Annotated in this window: 21 protein-coding genes and 1 pseudogene; 16 read left to right on the plus strand and 6 right to left on the minus strand. The window is 69.2% G+C overall.

The window, feature by feature from the left end; all coding sequences use genetic code 11:
- Positions 1 to 187 precede the first annotated feature (187 nt).
- Together OG205_RS13910 and OG205_RS13915 are read right to left on the minus strand one after the other, a co-directional pair.
- Positions 188 to 1,201: a TolB family protein gene (locus OG205_RS13910; RefSeq protein WP_330276648.1), complete on the minus strand. Its 1,014-nt coding sequence runs from the start codon at positions 1,199 to 1,201 to the stop codon at positions 188 to 190.
- Between the two features lie 240 nt (positions 1,202 to 1,441).
- Positions 1,442 to 2,035 (minus strand): TetR/AcrR family transcriptional regulator, encoded by a 594-nt coding sequence (locus tag OG205_RS13915; RefSeq protein WP_330276649.1) that lies wholly within the window; start codon positions 2,033 to 2,035, stop codon positions 1,442 to 1,444.
- A gap of 214 nt (positions 2,036 to 2,249) precedes the next feature.
- Between OG205_RS13915 and OG205_RS13920 the strand changes: the two genes are divergently transcribed.
- The 6 genes from OG205_RS13920 to OG205_RS13945 all read left to right on the plus strand — a co-directional run bounded on the left by OG205_RS13920 (position 2,250) and on the right by OG205_RS13945 (position 6,057).
- Positions 2,250 to 3,140, plus strand: coding sequence for an alpha/beta hydrolase (locus OG205_RS13920; protein WP_330276650.1), 891 nt, complete (start codon positions 2,250 to 2,252; stop codon positions 3,138 to 3,140).
- An 11-nt stretch (positions 3,141 to 3,151) separates the two neighbouring features.
- Positions 3,152 to 3,613, plus strand: a complete 462-nt coding sequence (locus tag OG205_RS13925; RefSeq protein WP_330276651.1) for a cupin domain-containing protein — start codon at positions 3,152 to 3,154, stop codon at positions 3,611 to 3,613.
- A 36-nt stretch (positions 3,614 to 3,649) separates the two neighbouring features.
- Complete coding sequence (locus tag OG205_RS13930) at positions 3,650 to 4,486, plus strand: SDR family oxidoreductase (protein WP_330276652.1); 837 nt, start codon at positions 3,650 to 3,652, stop codon at positions 4,484 to 4,486.
- Between the two features lie 329 nt (positions 4,487 to 4,815).
- Positions 4,816 to 5,274: a hypothetical protein gene (locus tag OG205_RS13935; protein WP_330276653.1), complete on the plus strand. Its 459-nt coding sequence runs from the start codon at positions 4,816 to 4,818 to the stop codon at positions 5,272 to 5,274.
- Positions 5,271 to 5,756: a hypothetical protein gene (locus OG205_RS13940; protein ID WP_330276654.1), complete on the plus strand. Its 486-nt coding sequence runs from the start codon at positions 5,271 to 5,273 to the stop codon at positions 5,754 to 5,756. Before OG205_RS13935 ends, OG205_RS13940 begins: the two co-directional genes overlap by 4 nt.
- Positions 5,743 to 6,057, plus strand: coding sequence for a winged helix-turn-helix domain-containing protein (locus OG205_RS13945; RefSeq protein ID WP_330276655.1), 315 nt, complete (start codon positions 5,743 to 5,745; stop codon positions 6,055 to 6,057). Before OG205_RS13940 ends, OG205_RS13945 begins: the two co-directional genes overlap by 14 nt.
- Positions 6,058 to 6,182: 125 nt before the next feature.
- On the opposite strand, the gene OG205_RS13950 is transcribed toward OG205_RS13945, so the two are convergent.
- Positions 6,183 to 6,821, minus strand: coding sequence for an AAA family ATPase (locus OG205_RS13950; RefSeq protein WP_330276656.1), 639 nt, complete (start codon positions 6,819 to 6,821; stop codon positions 6,183 to 6,185).
- Between the two features lie 454 nt (positions 6,822 to 7,275).
- Here OG205_RS13950 and OG205_RS13955 point away from each other — a divergent pair, with 454 nt between their 5' ends.
- Entirely contained in the window at positions 7,276 to 8,931 is a 1,656-nt protein-coding gene (locus OG205_RS13955; protein ID WP_330276657.1) for a PucR family transcriptional regulator, read from the plus strand.
- On the opposite strand, the pseudogene OG205_RS13960 reads toward OG205_RS13955, so the two are convergent.
- Positions 8,912 to 9,691, minus strand: a pseudogene (locus OG205_RS13960) (LysR family transcriptional regulator); the annotation flags it as partial. The gene OG205_RS13955 and the pseudogene OG205_RS13960 overlap by 20 nt on opposite strands.
- A gap of 69 nt (positions 9,692 to 9,760) precedes the next feature.
- Between OG205_RS13960 and OG205_RS13965 the strand changes: the two are divergent.
- Entirely contained in the window at positions 9,761 to 10,351 is a 591-nt protein-coding gene (locus OG205_RS13965) for a short chain dehydrogenase (RefSeq protein ID WP_330276658.1), read from the plus strand.
- A 3-nt stretch (positions 10,352 to 10,354) separates the two neighbouring features.
- On the opposite strand, the gene OG205_RS13970 is transcribed toward OG205_RS13965, so the two are convergent.
- Positions 10,355 to 10,936 (minus strand): TetR/AcrR family transcriptional regulator, encoded by a 582-nt coding sequence (locus OG205_RS13970; protein WP_330276659.1) that lies wholly within the window; start codon positions 10,934 to 10,936, stop codon positions 10,355 to 10,357.
- Between the two features lie 103 nt (positions 10,937 to 11,039).
- Between OG205_RS13970 and OG205_RS13975 the strand changes: the two genes are divergently transcribed.
- The 7 genes from OG205_RS13975 to OG205_RS14005 all read left to right on the plus strand — a co-directional run bounded on the left by OG205_RS13975 (position 11,040) and on the right by OG205_RS14005 (position 21,472).
- Positions 11,040 to 12,563 (plus strand): MDR family MFS transporter, encoded by a 1,524-nt coding sequence (locus OG205_RS13975; protein WP_330278163.1) that lies wholly within the window; start codon positions 11,040 to 11,042, stop codon positions 12,561 to 12,563.
- 13 nt (positions 12,564 to 12,576) lie between these two features.
- Positions 12,577 to 13,062 carry a universal stress protein gene (locus tag OG205_RS13980; protein ID WP_330276660.1) on the plus strand — a complete coding sequence of 162 codons (486 nt, stop codon included), beginning with the start codon at positions 12,577 to 12,579 and terminating at the stop codon, positions 13,060 to 13,062.
- Between the two features lie 95 nt (positions 13,063 to 13,157).
- On the plus strand, positions 13,158 to 13,589 hold the full coding sequence (locus OG205_RS13985; RefSeq protein ID WP_330276661.1) for a hypothetical protein: 432 nt from the start codon (positions 13,158 to 13,160) through the stop codon (positions 13,587 to 13,589).
- A gap of 50 nt (positions 13,590 to 13,639) precedes the next feature.
- The gene (locus tag OG205_RS13990) at positions 13,640 to 16,327 is read left to right on the plus strand and encodes an AfsR/SARP family transcriptional regulator (RefSeq protein ID WP_330276662.1); all 2,688 of its coding nucleotides are present in this window, start codon (positions 13,640 to 13,642) and stop codon (positions 16,325 to 16,327) included.
- Between the two features lie 208 nt (positions 16,328 to 16,535).
- Complete coding sequence (locus OG205_RS13995; protein ID WP_330276663.1) at positions 16,536 to 18,665, plus strand: hypothetical protein; 2,130 nt, start codon at positions 16,536 to 16,538, stop codon at positions 18,663 to 18,665.
- Between the two features lie 24 nt (positions 18,666 to 18,689).
- The gene (locus OG205_RS14000; RefSeq protein ID WP_330276664.1) at positions 18,690 to 20,990 is read left to right on the plus strand and encodes a glycoside hydrolase family 95 protein; all 2,301 of its coding nucleotides are present in this window, start codon (positions 18,690 to 18,692) and stop codon (positions 20,988 to 20,990) included.
- A 41-nt stretch (positions 20,991 to 21,031) separates the two neighbouring features.
- The gene (locus OG205_RS14005; RefSeq protein WP_330276665.1) at positions 21,032 to 21,472 is read left to right on the plus strand and encodes a hypothetical protein; all 441 of its coding nucleotides are present in this window, start codon (positions 21,032 to 21,034) and stop codon (positions 21,470 to 21,472) included.
- On the opposite strand, the gene OG205_RS14010 is transcribed toward OG205_RS14005, so the two are convergent.
- Positions 21,469 to 22,476 carry a LacI family DNA-binding transcriptional regulator gene (locus tag OG205_RS14010; protein ID WP_330276666.1) on the minus strand — a complete coding sequence of 336 codons (1,008 nt, stop codon included), beginning with the start codon at positions 22,474 to 22,476 and terminating at the stop codon, positions 21,469 to 21,471. The two genes, OG205_RS14005 and OG205_RS14010, sit on opposite strands and share 4 nt — an antisense overlap.
- Positions 22,477 to 22,575: 99 nt before the next feature.
- Between OG205_RS14010 and OG205_RS14015 the strand changes: the two genes are divergently transcribed.
- Entirely contained in the window at positions 22,576 to 24,432 is a 1,857-nt protein-coding gene (locus OG205_RS14015; RefSeq protein WP_330276667.1) for a discoidin domain-containing protein, read from the plus strand.
- The last annotated feature ends 35 nt before the right edge of the window (positions 24,433 to 24,467 follow it).

The raw sequence follows: 24,467 nt of genomic DNA on the forward strand, positions 1-24,467 counted from the left end.
GCCTCAAGTTCCTCAGCCCGTCCAGTGAACACGCCCGGCGCAGCGGGAAGTTGCTGCGGCACCACGGCCGCGGAGGGCAAGGACGCGGTACGCAGCGTTACGTCTCCATGCACCGCACCGGTCTGCAGAATCGCTTCCGCAGTCCCTGCAAGGTGTTGAGCACTCACGCGATGCCGGCGCCGATGCGTCACGGGACCTTCTGCACGCTGATCGGATACTCGACGTAGGCGATGCGGCGGGAGTCCGGGGACCAGCTGTTGACGTTGATCGTGCCCTGCCCTCCCCGCAGAGCGACGAGGGTCCGCGGAGCCGACCGCGGCAACGTCAGCAGTCGAAGCTCGACGGGCAGGTCGGCCGGGTGCCCGACGGTTCCGGCCGGATAGCTCAGGTACGCGACGTGGGCGCCGTCGGGCGACGGATGCGGGAACCAGTTGACCCGATCGTCGCCGGTCAGTTGGTCCACCGCGCCGGACACCTCGTCCCGCCGGAACAACTGGGCGTGGCCTTCGATCGTCGACCGGAACTCGGAGTTGAAGTACAACGCCTTCCCGTCAGGCGAGAACTCCGGTCCGTCTGCGGGCGAGTAGCCATCACCGACCTGCACCTCGGCTCCCGTGCCGAGATCGAGAGTCCACACGGCACGACGCCCCCACTCGTCGCCGTCCGCCATCTCCACCCCGACGTAGGTGAGGCGGCGGCCGTCCGGCGAGATGCCGTGCAGGAAGTGTCGGAAACACCGCTCCGGTTCCTTGTCGACCGTCACGCGCACGGCCTCGCCACCGTTCCACGGCATCCGGTAGAGATGACCGTCCACAGCGGACGCGACGTGCCACAGGCCGTCCGGTGTGACGACGTGATCGTTGTTGACCGGAGGGAGCCCAGCCGCCGGTACCACCGTCGGCTCGCGGTCCCCCAGCAGATCGACCCGCAGCAGCACCCCGTCCCCGTTGACCACCAGATGCCGACCGTCCGGATGGAACTGCGGGGCTTCGATCAGCCGATCGGTGCTGCTCAGAACGAGCGCGGACTCCCCCGTGGCAACGTCGAGCACCCGGAGATCGGCTCGCTGACCGGGAAGGAGCTCACGCCCCAAGGGGAGGTCCGCCGGCAACTTGATGCCACCGATGGTGATCGCCGGCTGCTGGTCGGCCTTTCCTGGCGCGCCGTTCTCCGCACGGCCCTCTTGTTCCGCTGAGAACACGCCTTCAACCTCCACTCGTTGAACAACTGAGTTCATGCGAACTGGACAACCTCGCCGCGCTGTTGACGTCACCACGTGGAGATACCTCGTTCGACAAGTGTGCAGCCTTAACCGCCCACACGTCTCTGGCGTTCGTGACGATGCCTCGGAGCAGCGGCGGGGATGCACCCTGACGATCGCCGGTGCAACTTCCGGCTCCGCGTCTGGTTGGCTTCTCCTTCGCCGAGGCCGAAGTGCGGGTCAAGACCGCGGGCTGAGGCCGTCGAGGTAGAGGACGACCTGGCGGAGTGCGGTGGTCTTCCAGTTCGCGATGTGGGGAAGTTGTTGGGTGATCATGGCGCCGAAGATGACGATGTCGGCCGGTGTCGCGTCTGAGCGGATCGTGCCGTCGCGTTCGCCGCGTTTCAGGATGGACGTCAGCGTGCGGCGGATGTCCGCGCGCAGGGCGAGGGCCTCCTCGTCCGGCAGCGCTGGGCCGCCGTGCAGCGGCAGGACGAGTTCTGTTCCGTGTTCGATGCTCTGGTGCAGGAACGACCTGACGCACTCGATGCCTGGGCCGTCGAGGGATGCGGCCCGCTCGGCTGCGCCGACCACAAGCCTCAACGACCGGTGGGTCAGGGCGTTGAGGAGCGCCTCGCGCGAGGGGTAGTGGCGGTAGACAGTACCGACGCCGACTCCCGCGTCCGCCGCGATGGTCGCCATCGGGACGGCGGTGCCCTCCCGTCGCACGGCGACAGCGGCTGCCGACAGCACCCGATCGCGGTTGTCCGACGCGTCCCGGCGTAGTTCCCGGCGCTTGGCGGGCACGTCCGATTGCTTCTGCTCCTCCCTCATGACGTCACATCATCGCAGGTGTACGGCATCGCGCCTTTGACACTGCCATATCCGGACGATATCGTCCGGATATGCGGACCGGTTCATTTAGGAGCAAATGAATGAAGGCAGCGCGCTGATCAACGGAGTGAGTGGCGGGGTCGGCGGGGTCGCGGTCCAGCTCCCGGCAGCTGATCTCTTTTCACATCAAGAGAAAGTCGAAGCGAGGAACGACATGTCCCAGGAACAACGCGCAACGCTCGACGCGGTACTGCGCTCCAGCGAGTTCGACATCGGTGGCGATCTGGCGTTGCAGCGCAAGGTCTTCTCCGACATGGTGGCCGCGCACCCGCTTCCCGACGACGTGGCGATCGAACCGTCCACGATGTCGGGCGTACCGGTCCTCGACATCCGCCCTCCCGGTGCGAAGACCGACAAGACGGTGTTCTACCTGCACGGCGGCGCTTACACCATCGGATCCGCCGCCGACGGGGCCGGGCTCGCCGCCGACATCGCCGGCCGCACCGGGTACCACGCGCTGTCCGTCGACTACCGCCTCGCTCCCGAGCACCCCTTTCCCTCCGCCATCGACGACACTCTCGCCGTCTACCGGGCGCTGATCGAGGGTGGCAAGTCCTCAGGGGACATCAGTGTGGTCGGCGAGTCCGCCGGTGGCGGGCTCGCGGTGGCGACCGTCCTCGCGGCTCGTGACGCGGGGCTTCCTCTGCCCGCCTCGGTGACCGTGTTCTCGCCGTTCACGGACCTCACCTTCAGCGGACGGTCGCTGACCGGGAAGGCGGCCGTCGACCCCGCTCTCACCGCGGCGGGTCTGAAGATCCGCGCGGCCGAGTACCTCGCGGGCGCCGATGCGCACTCGCCGCTGGCCAGTCCGGTGTTCGCCGACCTGACCGGGTTCCCGCCGCTGCTCATCCAGGCAGGCGGCAACGAGATCCTGCTGGACGACGCCACCAGGCTCGCCGCCCGCGCGGCCGAGAACGGCGTCGCGGTCACCCTGCAGGTCTACCCCGGTGTTCCTCACGTCTTCCAGGGCTTCGCCGCGATGCTCGACGAGGGCGCGATCGCGCTCGACCGCGCCGCCGACTTCATCACCCACGCCTGGGCCTGAGGAGAGACATCATGAGCATGCTTTACCTTGCGCAGCCTGAACAACAGCAGGTACTCGAGTGGCTGGACGGCGGCACGCTGACGATGTTGCTGGACGGCAAGGCCACCGACGGACAGCTGATGATGGGCCGGTTCCACGTCCAGAAGGGTGAGGCGCCGCCGTACCACAAACACCTGTACGAGGACGAGATCTTCATGCTCGTGAAGGGCACCGCCCTCGTCTGGCACGACGACCAGGAGTACGAGCTGAACGAGGGCGGAGTGGTCTTCCTGCCGCGCAACGTGGCTCACGGCTACCGCATCACCTCCGACGAGGCCGACCTGCTGGTCATCAACACTCCGGCGGGCATCGAGGGCATGTTCCGGGAGACCGGGCGGGACACGAGAGAACCCCGGCCCGAGGGCTTTCAGGTGAAGCCGAACCCGGAGGTCGCGGAACGCTACGGAAACGTGGTCATCGGTCCGCCCAGATGATCGATCTGCGCCCAGGAGTCCACAAAGGAGCTGACAGTGAAGATTCTTGCGACCGGCGCCACCGGGCAGTACGCGAGACTGGTGGTACCCGCGCTCGTGGAGCGTGGCTTGGAAGTGCGCGCGATGGTCCACGATCCCGGTAAGGCGGACGTCCCCATCGCCAATGGCGCCCAGGAGATCGTCCAGGCCGACCTCGACGATCCAGCCAGCCTCGACAAGGCCCTCAAGGGAGTCGACGGCGTCTTCGTCATCACCCCCGCCTTCCACCCCCGCGAAACCGAGCTGGGACTGAACGTGGTCGAGGCGGCGAAGCGGGCAGAGGTGTCGAAGATCGTCTACAACGGCGTCTACCACCCCTCGCTGCAGCTGCTCAACCACGCCACCACCCGCCCGGTCGAGCACGCGCTGTACTCCTCGAACCTCGATTTCACCGTGCTGCAGCCCGCGATGTACGTGCAGGCGCTGGCCGGCACCTACCGGCAGGCGCTCGAATCAGGTGAAGTGGTGCTGCCGTGGTCGATGCACTCGCTGTTCGCCTACGTCGACTACCGCGATGTCGCACAGGCCGCGGCGATCGCCTTCGTCAGCGACCTGCTGTCGTTCGGCACGTTCGAGCTGGCCGCGGGAGGCATGATCGACCGGCCGGAGATCGCCCAGCTCATGACCAAGGCGGCCGGCCGCGAACTCGTCGCCGCCGACCTTCCGTCCTCTGTGGACGCTGCCGCGGGCGGGCCGGAAGGACTGGCCACGATGTTCGCCCAGTACGACGGACATGGCTTCCACGGCGGCAACTCACTCGTGCTGCGAAGCATCCTGGGCAGGGAACCGCGTTCAGTGGCGGACTTCATCGCAGAGCTCGGCGAATCCAGGTAGCAAGGCAGGGGTGGTACTCCCGGCCAGGGTGCAGGCTCGTCACCCCTGGTGATCGACGCGGTCTGGCGGAGTTCACCCGCCAAGGCGGTCCAGCCCATCAGCAGCGTGGTCGGCACGCCCGCCCTCGGCGGGCGCACCTAGCAGGTGTGGCGCGGCAGCAACGGTTCCAACAACGTCATCTCCTGCCTCTCGCCGTCGCCGATCATCTCGCGGTCGTTCCTCCCTCAGCGGCCGAGCCGAGCCTCCCCCACCCCTCCAGCACCACTTGCCTGAGAGGAAAGTGTGCAGTAGCTTTCCTCTCAGGCAAGTACTTTCCTAAGGAGGATGAGATGACCCGCACAGCGTTGCGACCAGCACGGACTCCGACCCGGACGCAGGCGGAGGGCCTGCCGGTGTGGTACTTCGTCCTCGCCGGTTCGCTCGTGGCGAGCTTCGACATCAGCCAGCAGTTCAGCTCGGCCCACCCTGTCGTCGCGACCCTGCCCCTGGTGCTCGCCGTGGCGCACATCGCCCTCTGGTTCACGGTGCTCTCGCGCCGCCGCGAGTTCATCCGTTCGGTGTGGCGCTCGCGACAGGCGCGCATGCTGGCCGTGTTGCTGTTCGCCGTCCGCCTGGGGCTCCAACTGGTCCTGACGAGGGTCCTGAACGAGACGGCACCTCTGCACAGCTACGCGCACCTCGTGATGGGGATGGCGCTCCTGGTCCTGACCACGGCGGGCGCGTGGTTTGACCAGTGGCTGATCTTGCGCACCCTGAACCAGCACCAGGAACAGACGGAGGAACGATGACCGAACCAACACCGGAAGAAGCCACAGCAGCACTGCACTCGGTTCGCCGGGGCAAGGACCAGGTGATCAGCTCGGCGATCGGCTCCCGATTGCTGTGGATCGTCAGCGGCCTGGCCCTCTTCGCGTTTTGCGTGGTGATCGACCTCTTCCCCGCCGTGAGCGGCTGGCTGATCTGGCCGTTCCTGCTCGTCTGCCTCGCGTTGTCGCTCGGCCTGCGCACGCGGACCGGCGGCGCCCTCTTCGGACGCCCCGTCGCCGTGTCGAACCGCAGCCTGTCCGTGGGCCTCAGGTGGCGGTTGCTGCGCGTGGCACCCGTTCTCGCGATCGGGATCGTCGGGGCGCTGTTGATCGCGTGGCTGCACGTGCCGCACGGCGGCATCTACTATGGTGCGCTGGCCGGGCTCTACATCATGTTCCTCGGTCCCAGATTCCAGCTGTGGTTGCTGCGCAGGCAGGACGAGGTGAGTGGTGGCCGAGATTGACCAGCTCCTGCTGGACCCGACGAGACTGGCCATCGTCTCCCTGCTCACCGCGGCGGAGTGGGCCGAGTTCGGATTCGTCCGCGACTCCGTGAGGCTCTCCGACTCCGCACTGTCCAAACAGGTCACGACGCTGTCCAGGAGCGAGTACGTCGAGGTCCGCAAGGGCTACGTCAACAAGCGGCCGCGAACCTGGCTCAACCTCACCGACTCCGGCCGCGCGGCCCTGAGCGAGCACATCTCGGCACTGCAGGCCATCGCGGAGAAAGCCCGCGTGCACGGCGCACAGCGCTCTCCCGGCTAACACCCGTTCAGTGCACGGTTTCTACCGGTCGGCGAGCGGCAGACCGATCGAGGATCGGCACACCCATCCCCGTTGATCGCCTCACCGAGGATCCGGGCGCGAAGTGGCGAGGTCCTCATGCACCGCTACTCCTCAATGACGTGGCGCAGGTAAGCCTCTGGCGTGGCCATGTACCGGCGCCAGTGGTCGACCAGCGCCAAGTCCTCCCACTTCGACCGCTGGAAGCCGTGCTCCCCCACCTCGATGATGTCGGCGTCCGGTGTGGACGCCAGGATCGGCGAGTGGGTCGCACAGATGATCTGCGCGCCCGACTTACCCAGCTCGTACATCAGGTGCATCAAACGCAGGCAGGACTGGAACGACAACGCTGCTTCTGGCTCGTCCATCAGGTAGAAGCCGGGCTCGCGGAACATCGCGGCGAACACGGTGAGGAAGCCCTCGCCGTGGCTCATCTCGCTCGTGTCCTCGTCCCAATAGCCGTTCATGCCGCTGACCGCGTTCATGAACCCGAACGCGGTCTCGGCACGGAGGAAGTAGCCCTTGCGCTTCGTCCGCGGGCCGACGCGGTGCCGGGCGCCGAGGGCGGTGGTGTCGAACTGCACCATTTCGCCCAGCTCTGACTTCGGCCGGTCGTTGACGTACTTCCGCCCGGCCCGCCCGCCCTGCGCGTCCAGCCCCCAGGCCTCGGCGAAGGCCTCGACCAGCGTGGATTTGCCGGAGCCGTTCTCGCCGACCAGGAAGGTCACCGGCCGCTCGAACGTCATCCCCTCGTCGGCCAACTGAGCAACGCACGGAACATCGAGCGGCCACGGTCTCCGGGAGCCGCGAGGCAGCGACTCTTCGGGGATGTACGCGCGGCGGGCGAGCATAGGCGGAAGTTCCTTCGATCATTCGTAGTCCGGAGCACAGGCTCCCGCAGGTACGCAGTTGCCAGCCGGTCGGCACACGGGTTCAGAGGCCGCCGGACGAACTCCGTCGCGAGCACTGATGCGGTCTCCATCATCCTCGATCCCGTCAGGATGTCGGCGAGCGACCACCTGGGCATCGCGAATGTGTTCATCGCCCGTGCTCCCACACTGCTCCCAATCTCCGCGAACGCTCGGGCACCCGGAGCCACTGAATGGCACCTGACCAGCCTGAACACGCTGGTGCGCCAGTAGACTCCAATCGTTGAACACTCAATGGCTTCCTCTGTAGACGGTTGGCAGGGTGGTGGACATGAGTCCGCGAACAGGCCTCGCCCGCGTGCTGGACGACCTCGGCACCACGCTGATCGACCTCGTGCGTGGTGATCCGAGCCGTGCCACCGACGTGGGCGGGGTGGTGATCCACGACCCCGACGACGACCAGGCGCTGCCGCCGTCCGCACTCGTGCTGGGCGTCGGCGTGCGGGACCCGGCGGAGATCCTCGGACTGCTGGACGGGGCCGCGGCGCTCGTCGTGCGCGGCCCGGTCGTCGTCACGGACGAGATCGCCCGAGCCGTCGACCGGTCCGGCGTCGTCCTGCTCGGACTGGCCCCGGGCGCGTCGTGGACGCAGCTCGCCGCGATGCTGCGGTCGCTGCTGGCCGAGGGCGAGGTCGACCCGTCCGAGACGCTCGGCGGCGTGCCGGCCGGGGACCTGTTCGCCCTGGCCAACGCGGTGGCGTCGCTGATCAGCGCCCCGGTGACGATAGAGGACCGCAGCTCGCGCGTGCTCGCGTTCTCGGGGCGTCAGGACGAGGCCGACCCGTCGCGCGTCGAGACGATCCTGGGCAGGAAGGTCCCGGCTCGCTACACGCGGATGCTGGAGGAGCGCGGGGTGTTCCAGCGGCTCTACCGCAGTGACCAGGCCGTCTACATCGAGGGGCTGCTCGCCGACGACGGCTCGCTGTGCCTGCCCCGTCTCGCCGTGGCGGTGCGCGCGGGCGACGAGTTCCTCGGCTCGATCTGGGCCGCCGTGCGCGGACCGTTGTCCCCGGACAGGTCCGCCGCGTTCGGCGACGCGGCCAAGCTCGTGGCGCTGCACATGATGCGCCAGCGCGCGGGTGCCGACGTCGAACGCCGGTTGCGCGCGGACCTGGTCTCGACCGCCGTCGAAGGAGGTCAGGGGGCTGCGGAGGCGGTGCGCCGGCTCGGGCTGGCCGACCAGGCGTGCGTGGTGCTGGCGCTGGCGCTGGCCCACTCGCACGGCGACGACCCGGCCGCGCACGCCCGGTTGCTGGCCGAACGGCAGCAGGTCGCCGACGCGCTCGCGATGCACCTGACGGCCGTGCACCCGCGCGCCGCGGCCGCGTTGATCGGCGACGTCGCCTACGCGATCCTGCCCGCCGAGTCGGAGGACCGGGCGCTGCGGATCGCCACGGACTTCCGCAACCGCATCGGGCACCAGGTGCTGGTGGGCGTCGGCGAGGTGTCCGACGGCCTGACGCTGTCGCGGTCGCGGGCCGGTGCCGATCTCGTGCTGCGGGTGTTGCGGGCCGGGCGGGCCGCGCTTCCGGTGGCGCGAGTGTCCGATGTGCACAGTGAGGGGTTGCTGCTGGAGCTGTCGGACCTCATCGCCGAACGCGGGGACACGCTGACCGGGCCCGTCGCGCGGTTGATCGCCTACGACCGCAAGCACAGCGGCAACCTCGTGGAGACGCTCGGCGCGTGGCTCGACGCCTTCGGTGACGTCGCCGCCGCTTCGGCCGCCGTTTTCGTGCACCCCAACACGTTCCGCTACCGGTTGCGGCGGTTGTCGGAGGTCGGGGAGATCGACCTCAGCGATCCGGACGCGCGGTTCGCGGCGATGCTGCAGCTGCGGCTGTGGCGGCCAGACGGCGCCGCGCCAGTGCGACGAACTCCTCGGTCGACGGATGCGCCGCCGGTGACGGCCACGCCAGGCGCACGGTGATCGGCTCGGCGTCGGCCAGCGGCAGGTAGGTGACGCCGGGGTGCGGGTTGTGGTGGCTGCTGCCGGCCGCCGTGACCCCGACCGTCGCGCCGGTCGCGATCGACGTGAGCCACTCGACGACGCCGGGCACGTCCACGGTCTGCGGGCGTGCCCCGGATGGCCAGAGGTCCGCGCCGGTCGTCGCCGCCGTCTCGCACACCGCGACGCACTCGCCCGCCAGGTCGGCGAGCAGCAGGGCGTCGCGTGCCGCGAGCGGGTGGTCGTCCGCGACGGCCGCGACGCGGGGTTCGTCGAGCAACGCCACGTGGTCGATGTCCGCGCCGGCCGGTTCGGTGCGCAGGACGGCCACGTCCGCCTCGCCACGCCGCAGTGCCGCCTCCGGGTCGTCGGAGCGGCGGATGTGCACGAGCACGTCCGGGTGCTCGGCGCGCCACTCCCGCAGGAACGGGATGGTGTACTCGCCGAGCGCGGCCCAGGCGAAGGTGAGCCGGAGAGGCTGGGGCCGCACGGCTTCGGCCAGCGCCGAGTCCAGCGAGGCGAGGATGCGGTGACTGTGCTCCCACAGCCGCCGGCCTGGTTCGGTCAGAGCGACGTGACGGGTCGTGCGTTCCACCAGACGCACGCCCAGACGCCGTTCCAGCTGGTCGAGCGTGCGCGAGAGAGCAGGCTGCGTGACGTGCAGCTGCTGCGCGGCCGCGGTGATCGAACGATGGTCGCCGATCGCGGCGAGCGCTCGCAGGTGACGCAGCTCGACATTCATGACCGCCGATCATAAGTGCTGCACGAACGGCATTTCACTCGCGCTCGGAGCGGCCCTAGCGTCGAGGGCATGAGGATTCTGCTCGTTGGAGCGACCGGCAGGCTGGGCACCGCGGTGCACGAGGTGCTCGTCGAACGCAAGCACGACGTCGTGACCGTCTCGCGCACCGGAGGCGACCTGCAGTACGACGTGACCGACCCGGCCCAGGTGGCCGATCTCTACCAGACCGTGGGGCAGGTGGACGCCGTCGCGTCGGCCGCCGGGCACGTGCCGTTCAAGCCGTTCGGTGAGCTGACGATGGAGGACTACCAGGCCGGGCTGACCGGCAAGGTCCTGTCCCAGGTCGCGCTGGTCCGCGAGGGCCTCGCACACGTCACCGAGTCGTTCACGCTGATCACCGGCGTGCTGGCGCGCGAACCGATTGTCACTGGTGCCGCGGCCTCGCTGGTCAACGGCGCGGTGGAGTCGTTCGTGCGGGCCGCCGCGATCGAGATCGCGCCGCAGCGCATCAACGCCGTCAGCCCGACCGTCTTCACCGAGGCGCTGGACGCGTACGGCGACTACTTCCCCGGTATGGAGCCCGTGCCGCTGGCCGACGTGGCGCAGGCGTACGTCCGCTCGATCGAGGGACGGCAGACCGGGCAGGTCTACGTGCCCTGAACTCTATGCGCTCTGAACGCGGACGCGACCGAGCAGCCGGTCCACCAGGTCGGGCAGTCGCTGCTTTCCCGCGCCCTCCAGCCACAGCGCGATGCCGGTGCGGATGGTGGCGAGGAACGTCGCCGCCATCAGCCGGGCGATCTCCTCGTCCGGCCCGCGCAGGACCAGAACGGCGGTCAGGTCGCGCTCGAGCGCGACCTGGTCGCCTGCTTGACGTGCGATCAGTGACGGATGCCGGCGCAGCAGCCGCAGCTGGGCCATCCACTCGACGTCCGGGAGCGGCCGGTCGCGGTAGAGCTCCGCGGTCGACGCGCGCAGGGCCTGCCAGGCCTCCTCGTGCTCCGGCCTGGCCTCGACCAGCGAGACCAGCGCCCCGAACCGTTCGCGGTCGGAGTCGAGAACGGCCTCTTCCTTGCTGGCGAAGTAGTTGGAGAACGTCCTGCGCGAGACCCCCGCCGCGTCCGCGATGTCCTCGACCGTCACGCCGTCGAGACCGTGCTCCATCGCCAGCCGCAACGCCGCCCCGGCCAGCGACCGTCTGGTCTCCGCCTTCTTGTGCTCACGCCGAGTGGTGAGGGTCTCCATGGCGTTCAGCCTAGCGGGTGCAAGTTGCTCATTGCGCAAATTTGCACGACGCGCAAGAATTGCGGTGACGAAGGGGCGGGATGTGAAGATCGAGACTCAGGCGATGGGGCACCGGCAGGTGCTGGAGTCGCTGTCCGGACTGCTGCTCGCGCTGTTCGTGGCCATGGTCAGCTCCACGGTGGTGTCCACCGCACTGCCGCGGATCATCGGCTCGCTGAACGGCACGCAGACGAGTTACACCTGGGTGGTCACGGCCACCCTGCTCACGGCGACGGCCACCACCCCGCTCTGGGGCAGGCTCGCCGACCTGTTCAACAAGAAGACCCTGGTCCAGGCCGCGATCGTGATCTTCGTGGTCGGTTCGCTGCTCGCGGGCTTCGCGCAGGACACCGGCCAGCTCATCGCCGCCCGCGCGTTCCAGGGCATCGGCGTCGGCGGCCTGCAGGCGCTGGTGCAGGTCGTGATCGCCGCGATCATCCCGCCGCGCGAACGCGGCCGCTACAACGGCTACCTCGGCGCGGTCATGGCCGTCGCGACGGTCGGTGGCCCGCTGCTCGGCGGTCTGATCGTCGACGTGTCGTGGCTCGGCTGGCGCTGGTGCTTCTGGGTCGCCGTGCCGATCGCCGCGCTGGCGTTCGTCGTGCTGCAGGCGACGCTGAAGCTGGAGACCGTGCGCCGCGAGAACGTGAAGATCGACTACCTCGGCGCGACGCTGATCGCGGCCGGCGTGAGCGTGCTGCTGATCTGGGTCTCGTTCGTCGGCAACTCGTTCGACTGGCTGTCGTGGCAGACCGGGGCGATGGTCGGCGCCGGTCTGGTGCTGCTCGGCGCCGCCATCGCGGTCGAACTGCGCGTCGAGCAACCCGTTGTGCCACTGCACATCGTGGTCCAGCGCACCCCGGCGCTGGCGATCATCGCGAGCCTCTCGGTGGGCATGGCGATGTTCGGCGGCGCGGTGTTCCTCGGCCAGTACTTCCAGATCGGCCGCGGCTACTCGCCGACCGAGGCGGGCCTGCTGACCATTCCGCTGATGGCGGGTGTGCTGCTGTCGTCCACGATCTCCGGCCGCATGATCAGCCGCACCGGCCGGATCAAGCCGTACATCGTGTCGGGCACGATCACCCTGGTGCTGGGCTTCCTCGGCCTGGGCTTCGTCGACCACGCCACCGCGTTGTGGATCGTCGGCGTCGCGATGGCAGTCGTGGGCATCGGCGTCGGCATGACGATGCAGAACCTCGTGCTGGCAGTGCAGAACAGCGTCCCGCTGAGCGAACTGGGCGCCGCGAGCGCGTCCGTCACGTTCTTCCGCTCGCTGGGCGGCACGATCGGCGTCTCGGTGCTCGGCGCCGTCCTCGCCAACCGCGTCACGGCCGACCTCTCCGCCGCGCTGCACGTGCCGGCTGGCCAGTCGACCGGCAGCACCAGCGCGTTGAACCTGCAGGCCCTGCCGCCCGAGGTTCAGACGATCGTGCACACCGTCTACGGCGACGCGACGGCGCACATCTTCCTGATCTCCGCCGCGGTCGGCGTGATCGGCATCATCGCGGCACTGCTGCTCAAGCCGATCACGTTGCGCACGACGATCGATCTCGAGAAGAAGGAAGCAGACTCAGCGGTCGCGCGATAACCGAGGGGGAACCATGAGCGCCGGCCTGAACAACGTCTTCGAGTCCACAGTGGACTCCTACGGTCCCGTTCCCCTGCCGTCGTCCCGGACCATCCTGGTCGGCATCGACGGCTCCGACACCGCGATGCGCGCGACGGCGTCCGCGTTCGGCCTGGCCCGCCGCCAGGGAGCACGGCTGGTCGTCACGTTCGTGGCGTGCCACTCGTCCCTGGCGGCACTGAGTCCCGCCGTCGCCTCGGTCTTCGAGCACGAGGCGACGGTCAGGCTGCACGCCGAGCTGAGCGACCAGGTCCGGTCGTTCGCCGAGGAGCTCGACGTGCCGGTGACGTTCGTCAAGGCGTTCGGCGACCCGTGCACGGTGCTGCGCGACTCGGCGGACCAGTGCCAGGCCGACATGGTGATCGTCGGGGCGTCGCAGCAGGCGGGGCACCGGTTCGCCGGGTCGGTGGCGACACGGCTGATCAAGCTGGGGCACTGGCCGGTGCTCGTGGTGCCCTGACCTGGGCATTGCAGATCTCCTGCAAAGATTCCACATGGTCGTGACGCGACGCTTCGAGCTGTAGCTCTGAACCACAGCTCAAGGAGTCGCACGACATGCTCAGGACCAGACTGGCCGCCGGGGTCACCGCGCTCGCCGCCACCGCGGGCGTGGTGTTCGGCGCGGCACCCGCCGCGTCGGCCGCCGACTACCCCTACGCCGACATCGAGATGAGCCATCTCAAGTTCGGCGCGACCTACGTGACCGGCAAGGTCATCTTCTACAACCAGTCGGCGAGCGTCATCGGCACCGGGCATTTCGTCGGCTGCCGCACGCTCTACGCCTGGACCATCGACAAGCAGCCGGGTGACAAGGAGGTGGTGCTCGATGTCGGAAGCACCAGCCCCCAGTGCGACAAGGACCATCCCATCAACATCCCGCTGGAGGCGAAGATCACCGGTGGTGCCGACCGCGTGCTGCTGGAGCTGCGCGACGGAGCAGGCAAGCCGTTTCCCTCCAGGGTGTTCATGAGGTACGACCTGCGCTGAGCAGGAGATCACGCTGATCAGTACTCTCCGGGAGGGGGAGGCTGATCAGCGTGTTGCGTCTGCTGGGCGAGGTGTCCGCGGGAGAGACGGACCTGGGACCGCCCAGACAACGGTGCCTGCTGGCCGCACTGGCCGTGGACGCCGGGCTGGTGGTCCCGGTGGACCGGCTGCTCGATCGCGTCTGGGGAGACGGTGTGCCCCGGCGTGGCCGGGAGACGTTGCACAGCTACCTCTCCCGGCTGCGGCAGGCGCTGGCGGGCGGCGAGGTGGGCATCGCGCACCGGGCGGGCGGGTACGTGCTGACCGGACCGGTCGACCTGCACCGGTCACGGGAGCTGTGCACCGCCGGACGGACCGAGTCCCCCACCGAGGCGGCCCGGTTGTTCGCCGAGGCGCTGGAACTGTGGCGCGGCGAGCCGCTGGCGGGTTTGTCAGGTGAGTGGGCCGCGGAGGAACGCGACCGGCTGGCGCAGGAGCGGCTCGCGGTGCTGCACGACCACGTGGACGCGCGGCTGCGGCTGGGACACGGCGCCCAGCTCGTCGCGGAACTGGCGGCGCTGGCCGCCGAGCACCCCCTCGACGAACGGGTGGCGGGCCAGTACCTGATGGCACTGCACCAGGCAGGGCGCACTGCGGACGCGCTGGAGCACTACCGGCTCGTGCGCGAACGACTGGTCGCCGAGCTCGGCGCGGATCCCGGTGCGGCGCTTCAGGATCTGCACACCCAGCTGCTCGCCGGAGCACCCGAGGCCTCCAGGTCCGTGCCGCGTCAGTTGCCCGGCACGCCGACGCCGTTCGTGGGACGGCGTGCGGAGCTCGACCGGCTCGACGCGGCGGTGGCCGAGTCGACCGGCACGGTGGTGATCTCGGCGATCGCGGGCGCCGGCGGCATCGGCAAGACCTGGCTCGCCCTGCACTGGGCGCACGAACGGGCCGATCGCTTCCCGGACGGCCAGCTGTTCGTCGACCTGCTCGGCTTCACCCCGGACAACGCCCCGCTGGACCCGGCGGCGGTGCTGCGCGGGTTCCTCGACGCGCTGGGCGTCGACGCGGACCAGATCCCGGCCGAGCCGCACGCGCGGGCGGCGCTGTTCCGCAGTCTCGTCGTGGACCGCAGGATGCTGGTGCTGCTGGACAACGCGGCGACCGCCGACCAGGTCGTGCCACTGCTGCCGGGCGGTCACGCGTGCACGGTGCTGGTGACGAGCCGCCGGGTGCTGAGCACGTTGATCGCCCGGCACGGCGCGGACCACCTGGACCTGGCGGTGCTGGGCGAGGTCGAGTCGAGAACCCTGCTGGAGCACCGCCTCGGCGCGGCACGCGTCACCGCCGAACCGGACGCGGTGACCGCGCTGCTGGACTGGTGCCGGGGCTTCCCGCTGGCACTGGGGTTGCTGGCCGGACGGGCGCTCACGAACCCCGGCCTGTCGCTGACCGGCCTGGCGGCGGAACTGCGCGAGTCCGGCGTGGACGCGTTGGACGACGACGACCCGCTGGCCAGCCTGCCCGCCGTCATGGTCTCCTCGCACCGGGCGTTGTCCGAGGAGCAGCAACGGGTCTTCGGCCTGCTCGCGATCGCACCGGGCCCGGACATCGGACTGCCTGCCGCGGCCAGTCTCGCCGGACTGACACCGGCCGCGACCACCCGCGTGCTGCGGGACCTCCAGTTGGCGTCGTTGCTGTTCCAGGACTCCCGCGGCCGGTACGCCATGCACGACCTCATCCGTGCCTACGCGGCCACGACCGCGGTCCACGACGAGACCGCGGCGCTGCGGGTGACCGACTTCTACCTGCACACCGCCCGCACCGCCGCCTGTCTGGTGGACCCGCACCAGACCAGGGTCGAGCTCGGACCACCCGCCGCGGGAGCGTCGCCCGCCGAGTTGCCCGACTCCGCCGCCGCGGTGGCCTGGCTGGACTCGGAGTACGCCTGTCTCCAGGCTCTCCTGCGCCAGGCCGCGGCAGGGCGACGGCACGAGGTCGTCTGGCAGATCGCGTGGACCCAGCGGATCTACGTCCACCGCCGAGGCACCTACCAGGAGGACCTGGAGATGTGGCGGTTGGCGGCCGAATCCTCCCGGCACCTGCCGGACGTGCGGAACCGGGTGCGCGCACACCTCCGCCTCGGCCGTGCCCACGTCAGGCTGGACCAGTTCGACGAGGCCGCCGACACCCTGCACCGAGCCCTGGCCCAGGCCCAGGAACACGGCCTCGTCACGCAGATGAACGCGCACTTCGACCTGGCGTGGATGTGGGAACGCCGGGGTGACGAGCACCGGGCCCTGGACCACGCACGGCAGGCGCTCACCATCGCGCGGGACCACGACGAGAATCTCGTGGGCGAGGCGCTGAACCTGGTGGGGTGGCACGCCGCCCGCACCGGTGACTACGACATGGCCCGCTCGCACTGCGAGGAAGCGCTCGAGATCCACCGCGCCAACGACTACCCGCTCGGCATCGCGACCACGGTGGACAGCCTGGGGTACGTCGACCACTTCACCGGACGGCATCGAGAGGCGATCGCCCGGCACCGGCAGTCGATCACCATGCTGCGCGAGCTCGGGTACCACGCCGAGGTCGTCGCGGACGTGTTCGAGCACCTCGGACGCCCGCACGCGGCTCTCGGTGAGCGAAAGCAGGCGCACGCGGCCTGGACCGAGGCCAGGGAGCTGTACCTGCGGCTGGACCGGACCGCGGATGCCGACCGGATGCGCGAGCTGCTCGAACACCTCGGATGACATCGCGAACGGCGACTTGACCCGAAGAGCCTCTACCAGCAAGTTGAGCGCGCTGTCGGCGCGCGATCAACTTGTCTCGTTGTCATAGGTCGGAGCACTGTACGGTACGTGCGGGCGCTGGGATTTCTAAACTTAATTTAGTATTTATTCTTGACGCGATCGAGTGGCCGAAGCATGCTTTGGCCACTCGACGACGAGAGGTACGGGTATGCCGAGAACCCTGCTGTCCGTGGCCACCATCGCCTTGGCGCTGCTGGCGCCCGCGGCGGTTGCCGCCGCCGCACCGTCCACCCCGGTCGAACACGCGGGTGCCGACCAAGGCGCGCCCACCTACTACGACTCGGGCATCGCACGCACTCCGTACATGGGGTGGAACTCCTACTTCGCCGTGGGCGCGGCGTCGGAGGAGAAGGTGCTCGGGGTGGCTGACCACCTCGTCAGCAGCGGCCTCGCGAAGGCCGGCTACAACATCGTGTGGATCGACGGCGGGTGGAACGCGAGCCCGCCGCGCGACGGCAAGGGCGCGCTCGTGCCCGATCCCGCGCGGTTCCCGTCCGGGTTCACCAAGCTGGTGGACACGTTGCACGCCAAGGGTTTGAAGGCGGGCATCTACACCGACGCCGGGGCGTGGGACGGCAAGAACTGCGCCGCCGGCAGTGGCGGCGGGTACTACGAGGCGGACGCGAAGCAGTTCGCCGGGTGGAAGTTCGACGCCATCAAGATCGACTTCCTGTGCGGCATCGCGCAGAACATGGACCCGGCCGTCGCCTTCACGCAGTTCTCCGCGGCGGTGCAGAAGGCCGGGCGGAGGATGATCCTGAACCTCTGCAACCCGGTCACCGACGAGTGGGGCGTGCCGCACCGCTGGGACCAGACCGCTTACGTGGCCTACACGTACGGGCCGCGCGTCGGCGACTCTTGGCGCACCAGCACGGACGTCGCGTTCGGCACGCCGTACGAGGGCATCTGGCGCGACGTGCTGCGCAACATGGACCGCAACCTCTACCGGCCCGGCGCGCAGGGGCCCGGTCACTACAACGACCCGGACTACCTGATCCCCATGCGCAAGACGGAACAGGGCACGTACGAGCTCAACGAGGAGGAGTCGGCCTCACAGCTCGTCATGTGGTCGGTGATGGCCTCCCCGCTGATCATCGGGTCGGACCCGCGCACGCTGCCGCCGTCGATGATCGAGACGCTGAAGAACCCCGAGATCATCGCGGTCGACCAGGACCCGCTGGCCATCCAGGGCGTGCGCGTCGCCGGTGCGAACAACGTCGACGTGTACAGCAAGGTGTTGTCCGGCAAGGGTGAGCGGGCCGTCGCGGTGCTCAACCGCAACGACCAGCCCGCCGAGTTCACGGTCAACCTCGCCGACACCGGCCTCAAGGGCAGTGTCTCCATCCGCGACCTGCGCGCCCGCGCCGACCGCGGCACGGCGACCGGCACCTACACCGTCACGGTTCCCGCGCACGGCACGGCGTTCCTCAAGCTGCGCGGTGAGACCGCTGTCCCCGGCACCGACGTCGGTGGCGAGACCTCGGCCAGCCCGGCCCTGATCCGCTGGGACGACAAGAACCTCGCCACGTTCGCGCGCGACAAGGCAGGACGCCTCACACAGCGCTCGATGGTCAACGGCGAGTGGCGCAACTGGGTCGTGCTCGGTGGCCCGCGCAACGGCCAGATCCTCGGCCAGCCGTCGGCGTTCGCGAGCCCCAACGGCCGCGTCGACCTCTTCGTCCGCGGCACCGACAACGTGGCCTACCAACGGACTTTCGCCAACGGCAAGTGGGGCAACTGGACCTCGCTCGGCGGCACGCTGACCGACTCCGTGTCGGTGGCGTTCACCGGACCGGACGACTGGAGCCTGTTCGGTCGCGGCGCCGACGGTCGCGTGTGGACTCGCGACAGGACGAACAGCACCTGGAGCTCGGTCGGATCCCCTGGCAACCAGCAGATCTACGGCAGGCCCTCCGCCGCGACGGTCGCGGCCGGCACGTTCGTCACGGTCCGGCTGCAGGACGACTCCGCCTGGTATCGCAGGCGCACCGCGAACGGCTGGTCCGCGTGGACCTCGCTGGGCGGCGTGATCAGCGGCAGCCCGACGGCGGTGGCCAACGGTGACCGCGTCAACGTCTTCGTCCGCGGCAGCGACTACACGCTGTGGCAGCAGGACCTCGTCGACGGCGCGGGCACCTGGTGGACCAAGCGCGACCAGTTCGTGAGCAACGCGCTGACCGGCGCGGTCGGCGGAGCGCCCGGTGCGAACGGATCGACCTGGGTCGCCGTGCGCGGTCCGGACAACGCCGTGCACGTGTCCGCCCTCGACGCCCGCTGATCAGCCCTCCCAACGGAGTCAACGATGACCTCACGCCGCAACTTCCTCAAAGCCACCGGCGCGCTGGGGCTGGGCGCCGTCGTCCTGCCCACGTTCAGCGCCCACGCCGAGCCCTACCGGCCGGCGGGCAACCCACTCGCCCCCAACCCGACGACGCTCTGGTACCCCGCTCCCGCCGACGAGGCGAAGATCATCGAGCAGGGCCTGCCGATCGGCAACGGCCGCCTCGGCGCCCTCGTCGGCGGTGGCGTCGAGAAGGACTTCCTGTACCTGACCGACGTCACGCTGTGGACCGGCGAGCTCAACGACACCCTGGAGGGCGACGGCCAGCTCCCGTACGACTCCCGCTTCGGCACGTTCTCGCTGCTCGCCAAGCTGTACGTCGAGATGCCGGGCCATGCGGGCGCCACCGGCTACCGCCGCGAACTCGACCTGAGCAACGGCCTCGTCACCACGAAGTACACGCACGGCGGCAAGCAGTACCGGCGCGAGATCTTCTCGAGCCACCCGGACGACGTGGTGGTCGTCCGGCTCGTCGGCCCGAACCAGTCCGGCACGATCACGCTCACCGGCGCGCACGGCGAGCCGACCGTGGGCGACGCGCCGCACACCGCGGCCGTCTTCACCGGCTCGTTCCCGAACAAGCTGGCGTACAGCGGTGTCGTGACGGCGTTCAGTCCTGATGGGACGGTCAAGGTGGACGGTGCGAACCTGTCGTTCGCCGGCTGTTCCGACCTGGTGATCGTGTTCTCCGGCGGCACGAACTACGTCCCGGACGCGTCCGCCGGCTTCATGGACCCGCTGGCGGAACCGGCGAAACTCGCGCTGCGGAAGGCCGGCGTGCGCGCCAAGGCCGACGCCCTGCTGCGCACGCACGTCGCCGACTACCGCAAGAAGTACGACCGGCAGAAGGTCGACCTCGGCCGTTCCACCGACGCCCAGCGCGCGATGGACACGTGGACCCGGTTGCAGGCAAGGGCTTCCGGGACCACGTCCGACCCGGAGCTCGAGGCGAGCTACCTCCAGTTCGGCCGCTACCTCGCCATCACGGGGTCGCGCGACAACCTGCCGATCAACCTGCAGGGCCTGTGGCTGTCGAACAACAATCCCGACTGGTACAGCGACTACCACACCGACATCAACATCCAGATGAACTACTGGCTCGCCGACCGGGCCGCGTTGTCGGACACGTTCGACGCGCTCGCGAACTACTGCGTGGCGCAGCTGCCGGCGTGGACGAACACCACGCAGTCGGTGTACCAGGACGAGCGCAACCGGTTCCGCAACACCAACAACCGCGTGGCGGGGTGGGCGGTCGCCTTCTCCACCAACATCTACGGCGGCAGCGGCTGGTGGTGGCACCCCGGCGGCAACGCGTGGCTGTGCATGTCGCTGTTCGAGCACTACGAGTACACGCTCGACCGCGACTACCTGGCCAAGATCTACCCGTTGCTCAAGGGCGCCTGCGAGTTCTGGGAAGCACGCCTGGTCGAGACCCCGCAGGGCCTGGTGGACGACCACGACTGGTCGCCGGAGCACGGTCCGCAGGACACCCGCGGCAACACCTACAACCAGGAACTGGTGCACAACCTGTTCGGCAAGTACCGGATCGCGACCGACGTGCTGCGCCGCGACCAGGCGTACGGCCGCAGGATGTCGGGGCTGCGCGACCGGTTGTACCTGCCGGTGGTGAGCCCGAAGACCGGAATGCTGCAGGAGTGGATGTCGCCGGACGACCTCGGCGAGACCACGCACCGGCACCTGTCGCCGCTCGTCGGTTTCTTCCCCGGTGACCGCATCAACCGCGACGACTCCCCCGCCGCGCTGATCGAGGGCGTGAAGCAGCACCTGATCACCCGCGGCATGGAGAGCTTCGGCTGGGGCCTCGCGTGGCGGGCGGCGTGCTGGGCGCGACTGAAGGACGCCGACAGGGCGTACGAGCTGGTGCAGAAGGTGATCCGGCCGTCGATCGACCATGCGAACGGCACGGCGCCGAACTTCTTCGACATGTACAGCTTCGGCGACCGTTCGATCTTCCAGATCGACGCGAACCTCGGCGCTCCCGCGGCCATGCTGGAGATGCTGCTGTACGCGAGGCCGGGCGTGATCGAACTGCTGCCCGCGCTGCCATCGGCGTGGAAGACCGGCTCGGTCACCGGAATCGGTGCCCGCGGCGGCTTCTCGGTCGACCTGGTGTGGAAGGACGGCAAGGTCGCCAGTGTGACCGTCCGCAGCGTCGGCGGCACGGAGACCGAGGTCCGCTTCGGCAAGTGGCAGAAGCGGATCAACCTGCGCAAGGGGCAGTCGGTGACGCTTCGCCCGTGATTCCGGCCGGTTCGTGGTCACCAGCGCTCTACGATCGGCCGGTGACCACGAACCCGTCAGAAGTCACCCTGACCAGCCCTCGTTCCGCCCTCGCGCAACGCGTGCTCGCCGGGACCGCGCTCGCCGCGATGGCGGGCGTCATGGCCGTGCCCTTCTTCTTCGACGAGCCGTGGTGGGTCGTCGTGCTGTGGGAGCTGGGCATGCTCGTCGTCGTGTTCATCCTGCTGGCGCTCTGGGCGTCGGCGGGCGAGTCCGCCAAGGAGACCGCCTCGTTGCGCGCCAGGGGGATCACGGTGACCGCCGAGGTGCTCGACAGCACGGAGCACGACGACGGCGAGTCCGTCAGCCACTCGCTGACGCTGTGGATTCCGTTGCCGGACGGTGGTTTCGAGGTGAGCCACCGTCGCCATCGGTACTACGGCGAACAGCACCTGGAAGTACTCGTCGACCCTGTCGTACGCACCTGGGCCGTCGTTCGCTAAAAGGCCGCCGTGGAGTCCCTGACCACCAGCGTGGTCGCCAGCTCTATGTGCAACGCTTCCGGCTGATGCCCGTCCAACATCCGCATCAGCTGTGTCACGGCGATGCTTCCCATCTCCTGCAACGGTTGCCGCACGGTGGTCAGCCGCGGGGTGGTCGCCTCCGCCAGGTCGATGTCGTCGAACCCGGCCACCGACAGGTCCTCCGGCACGCGCAGGCCCCGTTCCCGCGCTGCCTGCAACGTGCCGACGGCGACCTTGTCGTTGAAGCAGACGATCGCGGTGGGACGGGGTTCCAGCGAGAGCAACTCCGCCGCCGCCAGCTTGCCGTGCGCGGTCGTGGGTTCCACGTGTCGCAAGCGATCCGGCGTGAGCAGCACACCCGCCTTGGCGAGGGACGCGCGGTGGCCTGCCAGGCGCGCGTCGCCCGCGAGCCACTCCTCCGGCCCGGCGATCACGGCGATGTCGCGATGCCCGAGTGCGATGAGGTGGTCGGCCACGGCACGCGCTCCCGCGAAGTGCGCGGCCGACACGGAGGCGATGTCCGGTAGCGGCAGGATGCGCGGGTCGACCACGACGAACGGGTAACCCGCCTGGGACAGCGCGACCAACTCCTCACCGTCCTCCGGCGGCAGGATGAGGATCGCGGCGTCGACGTCGGCCTGGCCGGGCAGGCCGCGCAACGCGGCGCTGTGCTGACCTGACTCCCCCGCGTCCAGCAGCACGCGCAGGCCGTGCAGTTTCAGCGTCTCCGCGATCGAGGAGACGATCAGCCCGAAGTAGTCGGTGAGGACGTACGGGCAGCGGACGTAGACCGTGCGCGTCCTCGACGCCACAACGTCCCGATTGCGCCGTTCGACGGCCTGCAGGACCAGGTCACGGGTGCGCTGAGCGACGTTCACATGATCGTTGAGCACGCGGGAGACGGTCGCGATCGAGACACCGGTCTCCGCCGCGATGTCCCGCAGGCTCGCGCGCTGTTTCACGTTCTCGATCTTGCGTTCCACCTGGTCAATGTACCGGAAATCATCCAGACCATTGACCCTCGACACGGCCGGGTGTTTCATCCTGAAAGCTGATGTTTCACAGTGATGAATGGGTGTTACATGAGACGTACCGCGATCGTCGCCCTGGTGTTCGGCCTGACCGCCGTGCCCACCGCCGAAGCGTCCAGCGCGCCCCAGGTCCGGGTGTGGGTGACCACGCCGGACCGCGCGGAGCTGATGCACGAACGCCCGCGCGTCACGTTCGGCACCAGCGAGTCGACGCACCCGACGATCGTGGTCGACCCCGGCCGCCGCTACCAGGAGGTCGACGGCTTCGGCGCCTCGATCACGGACTCCTCCGCAGAGCTGCTCGCGGGCCTGGCCCCCGCCGCCCGCGCCGACACCATGCGCAAGCTGTTCGATCCGAGGACCGGCATCGGGGTCAGCTTCCTGCGCCAGCCCGTCGGCTCGTCCGACTTCACGGCGGCGAAGGAGCACTACACCTACGACGACGTACCGGCCGGGCAGACCGACTTCCCACTCAGGAACTTCAGCATCCGGCACGACGAGGCGAAGATCCTTCCGTTGCTGCGCGAGGCGAAGCGCCTCAACCCGCGCCTGAAGATCATGGCCACGCCGTGGAGCCCGCCTGCGTGGATGAAGGACAACGACTCGCTCGTCGGCGGAAAGCTCAAGGACGACCCGAAGATCTACGACGCCTATGCGCGTTACCTCGTGAAGTTCGTGCAGGCGTACGCGAGGGCCGGGGTGCCGGTCGACTTCCTGTCCGTGCAGAACGAGCCGCAGAACCGCAAGCCGGACGCCTACCCCGGCACGGACATGCCCGTCGCGGCGCAGATCAAGGTGATCGAGGCGCTCGGCCCCAAGCTCAAGTTCGCCAGCCCACGCACCAGGATCCTGGGCTACGACCACAACTGGGCCACGCACCCCAACGACGGCACGGCGGAAGCCGACTACCCGTACCAGATCCTGAACAGCAAGGCCGCGAAGTGGCTCGCGGGCACGGCCTACCACTGCTACTACGGCGACCCGAGCGCGCAGACCGCGTTGCGCGACGCCTTCCCGGACAAGGGGATCTGGTTCACCGAGTGCTCGGGCTCCAAGGGCGCCACCGACCCGCCCGCCAAGGTCTTCAGCGACACCCTGCGCTGGCACGCCCGCAACGTCGTCCTCGGCACCACCCGCAACTGGGCCCGCAGCGCGGTCAACTGGAACATCGCGCTGGACAGCACCGGCGGCCCGCACAACGGCGGCTGCGGCACGTGCACCGGCCTCGTCACCGTGCAGCCGGACGGTTCCGTGGTCACCGATGCCGAGTACTACACGATCGGCCACCTCTCGAAGTTCGTGAAGCCCGGCGCGCGCAGGATCGCCAGCACGTCGTTCGGCACGACCGGCTGGAACGGCCAGATCATGGACGCCGCGTTCCGCAACCCGGACGGCTCCACGGCTCTGGTGGTGCACAACGAGAACGACGACCCGCGCACGTTCGCCGTCAACCTTGGTGACCGCACCTTCGAGTACACCCTGCCCGGTGGCGCGCTGGCGACGTTCACCTGGACCACCCAGCACAGGAGCAAGCTCGACCTCGTGCCGCTGACCGGCGCCACCGCGTCTCCTGACGGCGCGCTCGCGATCGACGACGACGCGTCGACGCGCTGGTCCAACGGCGGGGCCCAGGCTCCCGGCCAGTACCTGCAGGTGGATCTGGGACGCCGCAAGGACTTCCGCCGCGTCGCGGTCGACTCCGGCGGCAACCTCGGCGACCACGCCCGGAACTGGGAGCTCTCGGTCAGCGACAACGGCACGTCCTGGCGCAAGGTCGCCTCCGGCGCGGGTGTCGGCCAGCTGACCAACATCGACGTCCGCCGCACGAGCGCGCGTTACGTCCGCATCACGTCCACCGGGGCCACGAGCAACTGGTGGAGCATCGCCGATTTCCGTTTGTACAACTGAACAACCGCTGTCGGGCGCCCAAACCCTGCAAGGAG

The organism is Lentzea sp. NBC_00516 (assembly GCF_036346835.1).
GTDB lineage: Bacteria > Actinomycetota > Actinomycetes > Mycobacteriales > Pseudonocardiaceae > Lentzea > Lentzea sokolovensis.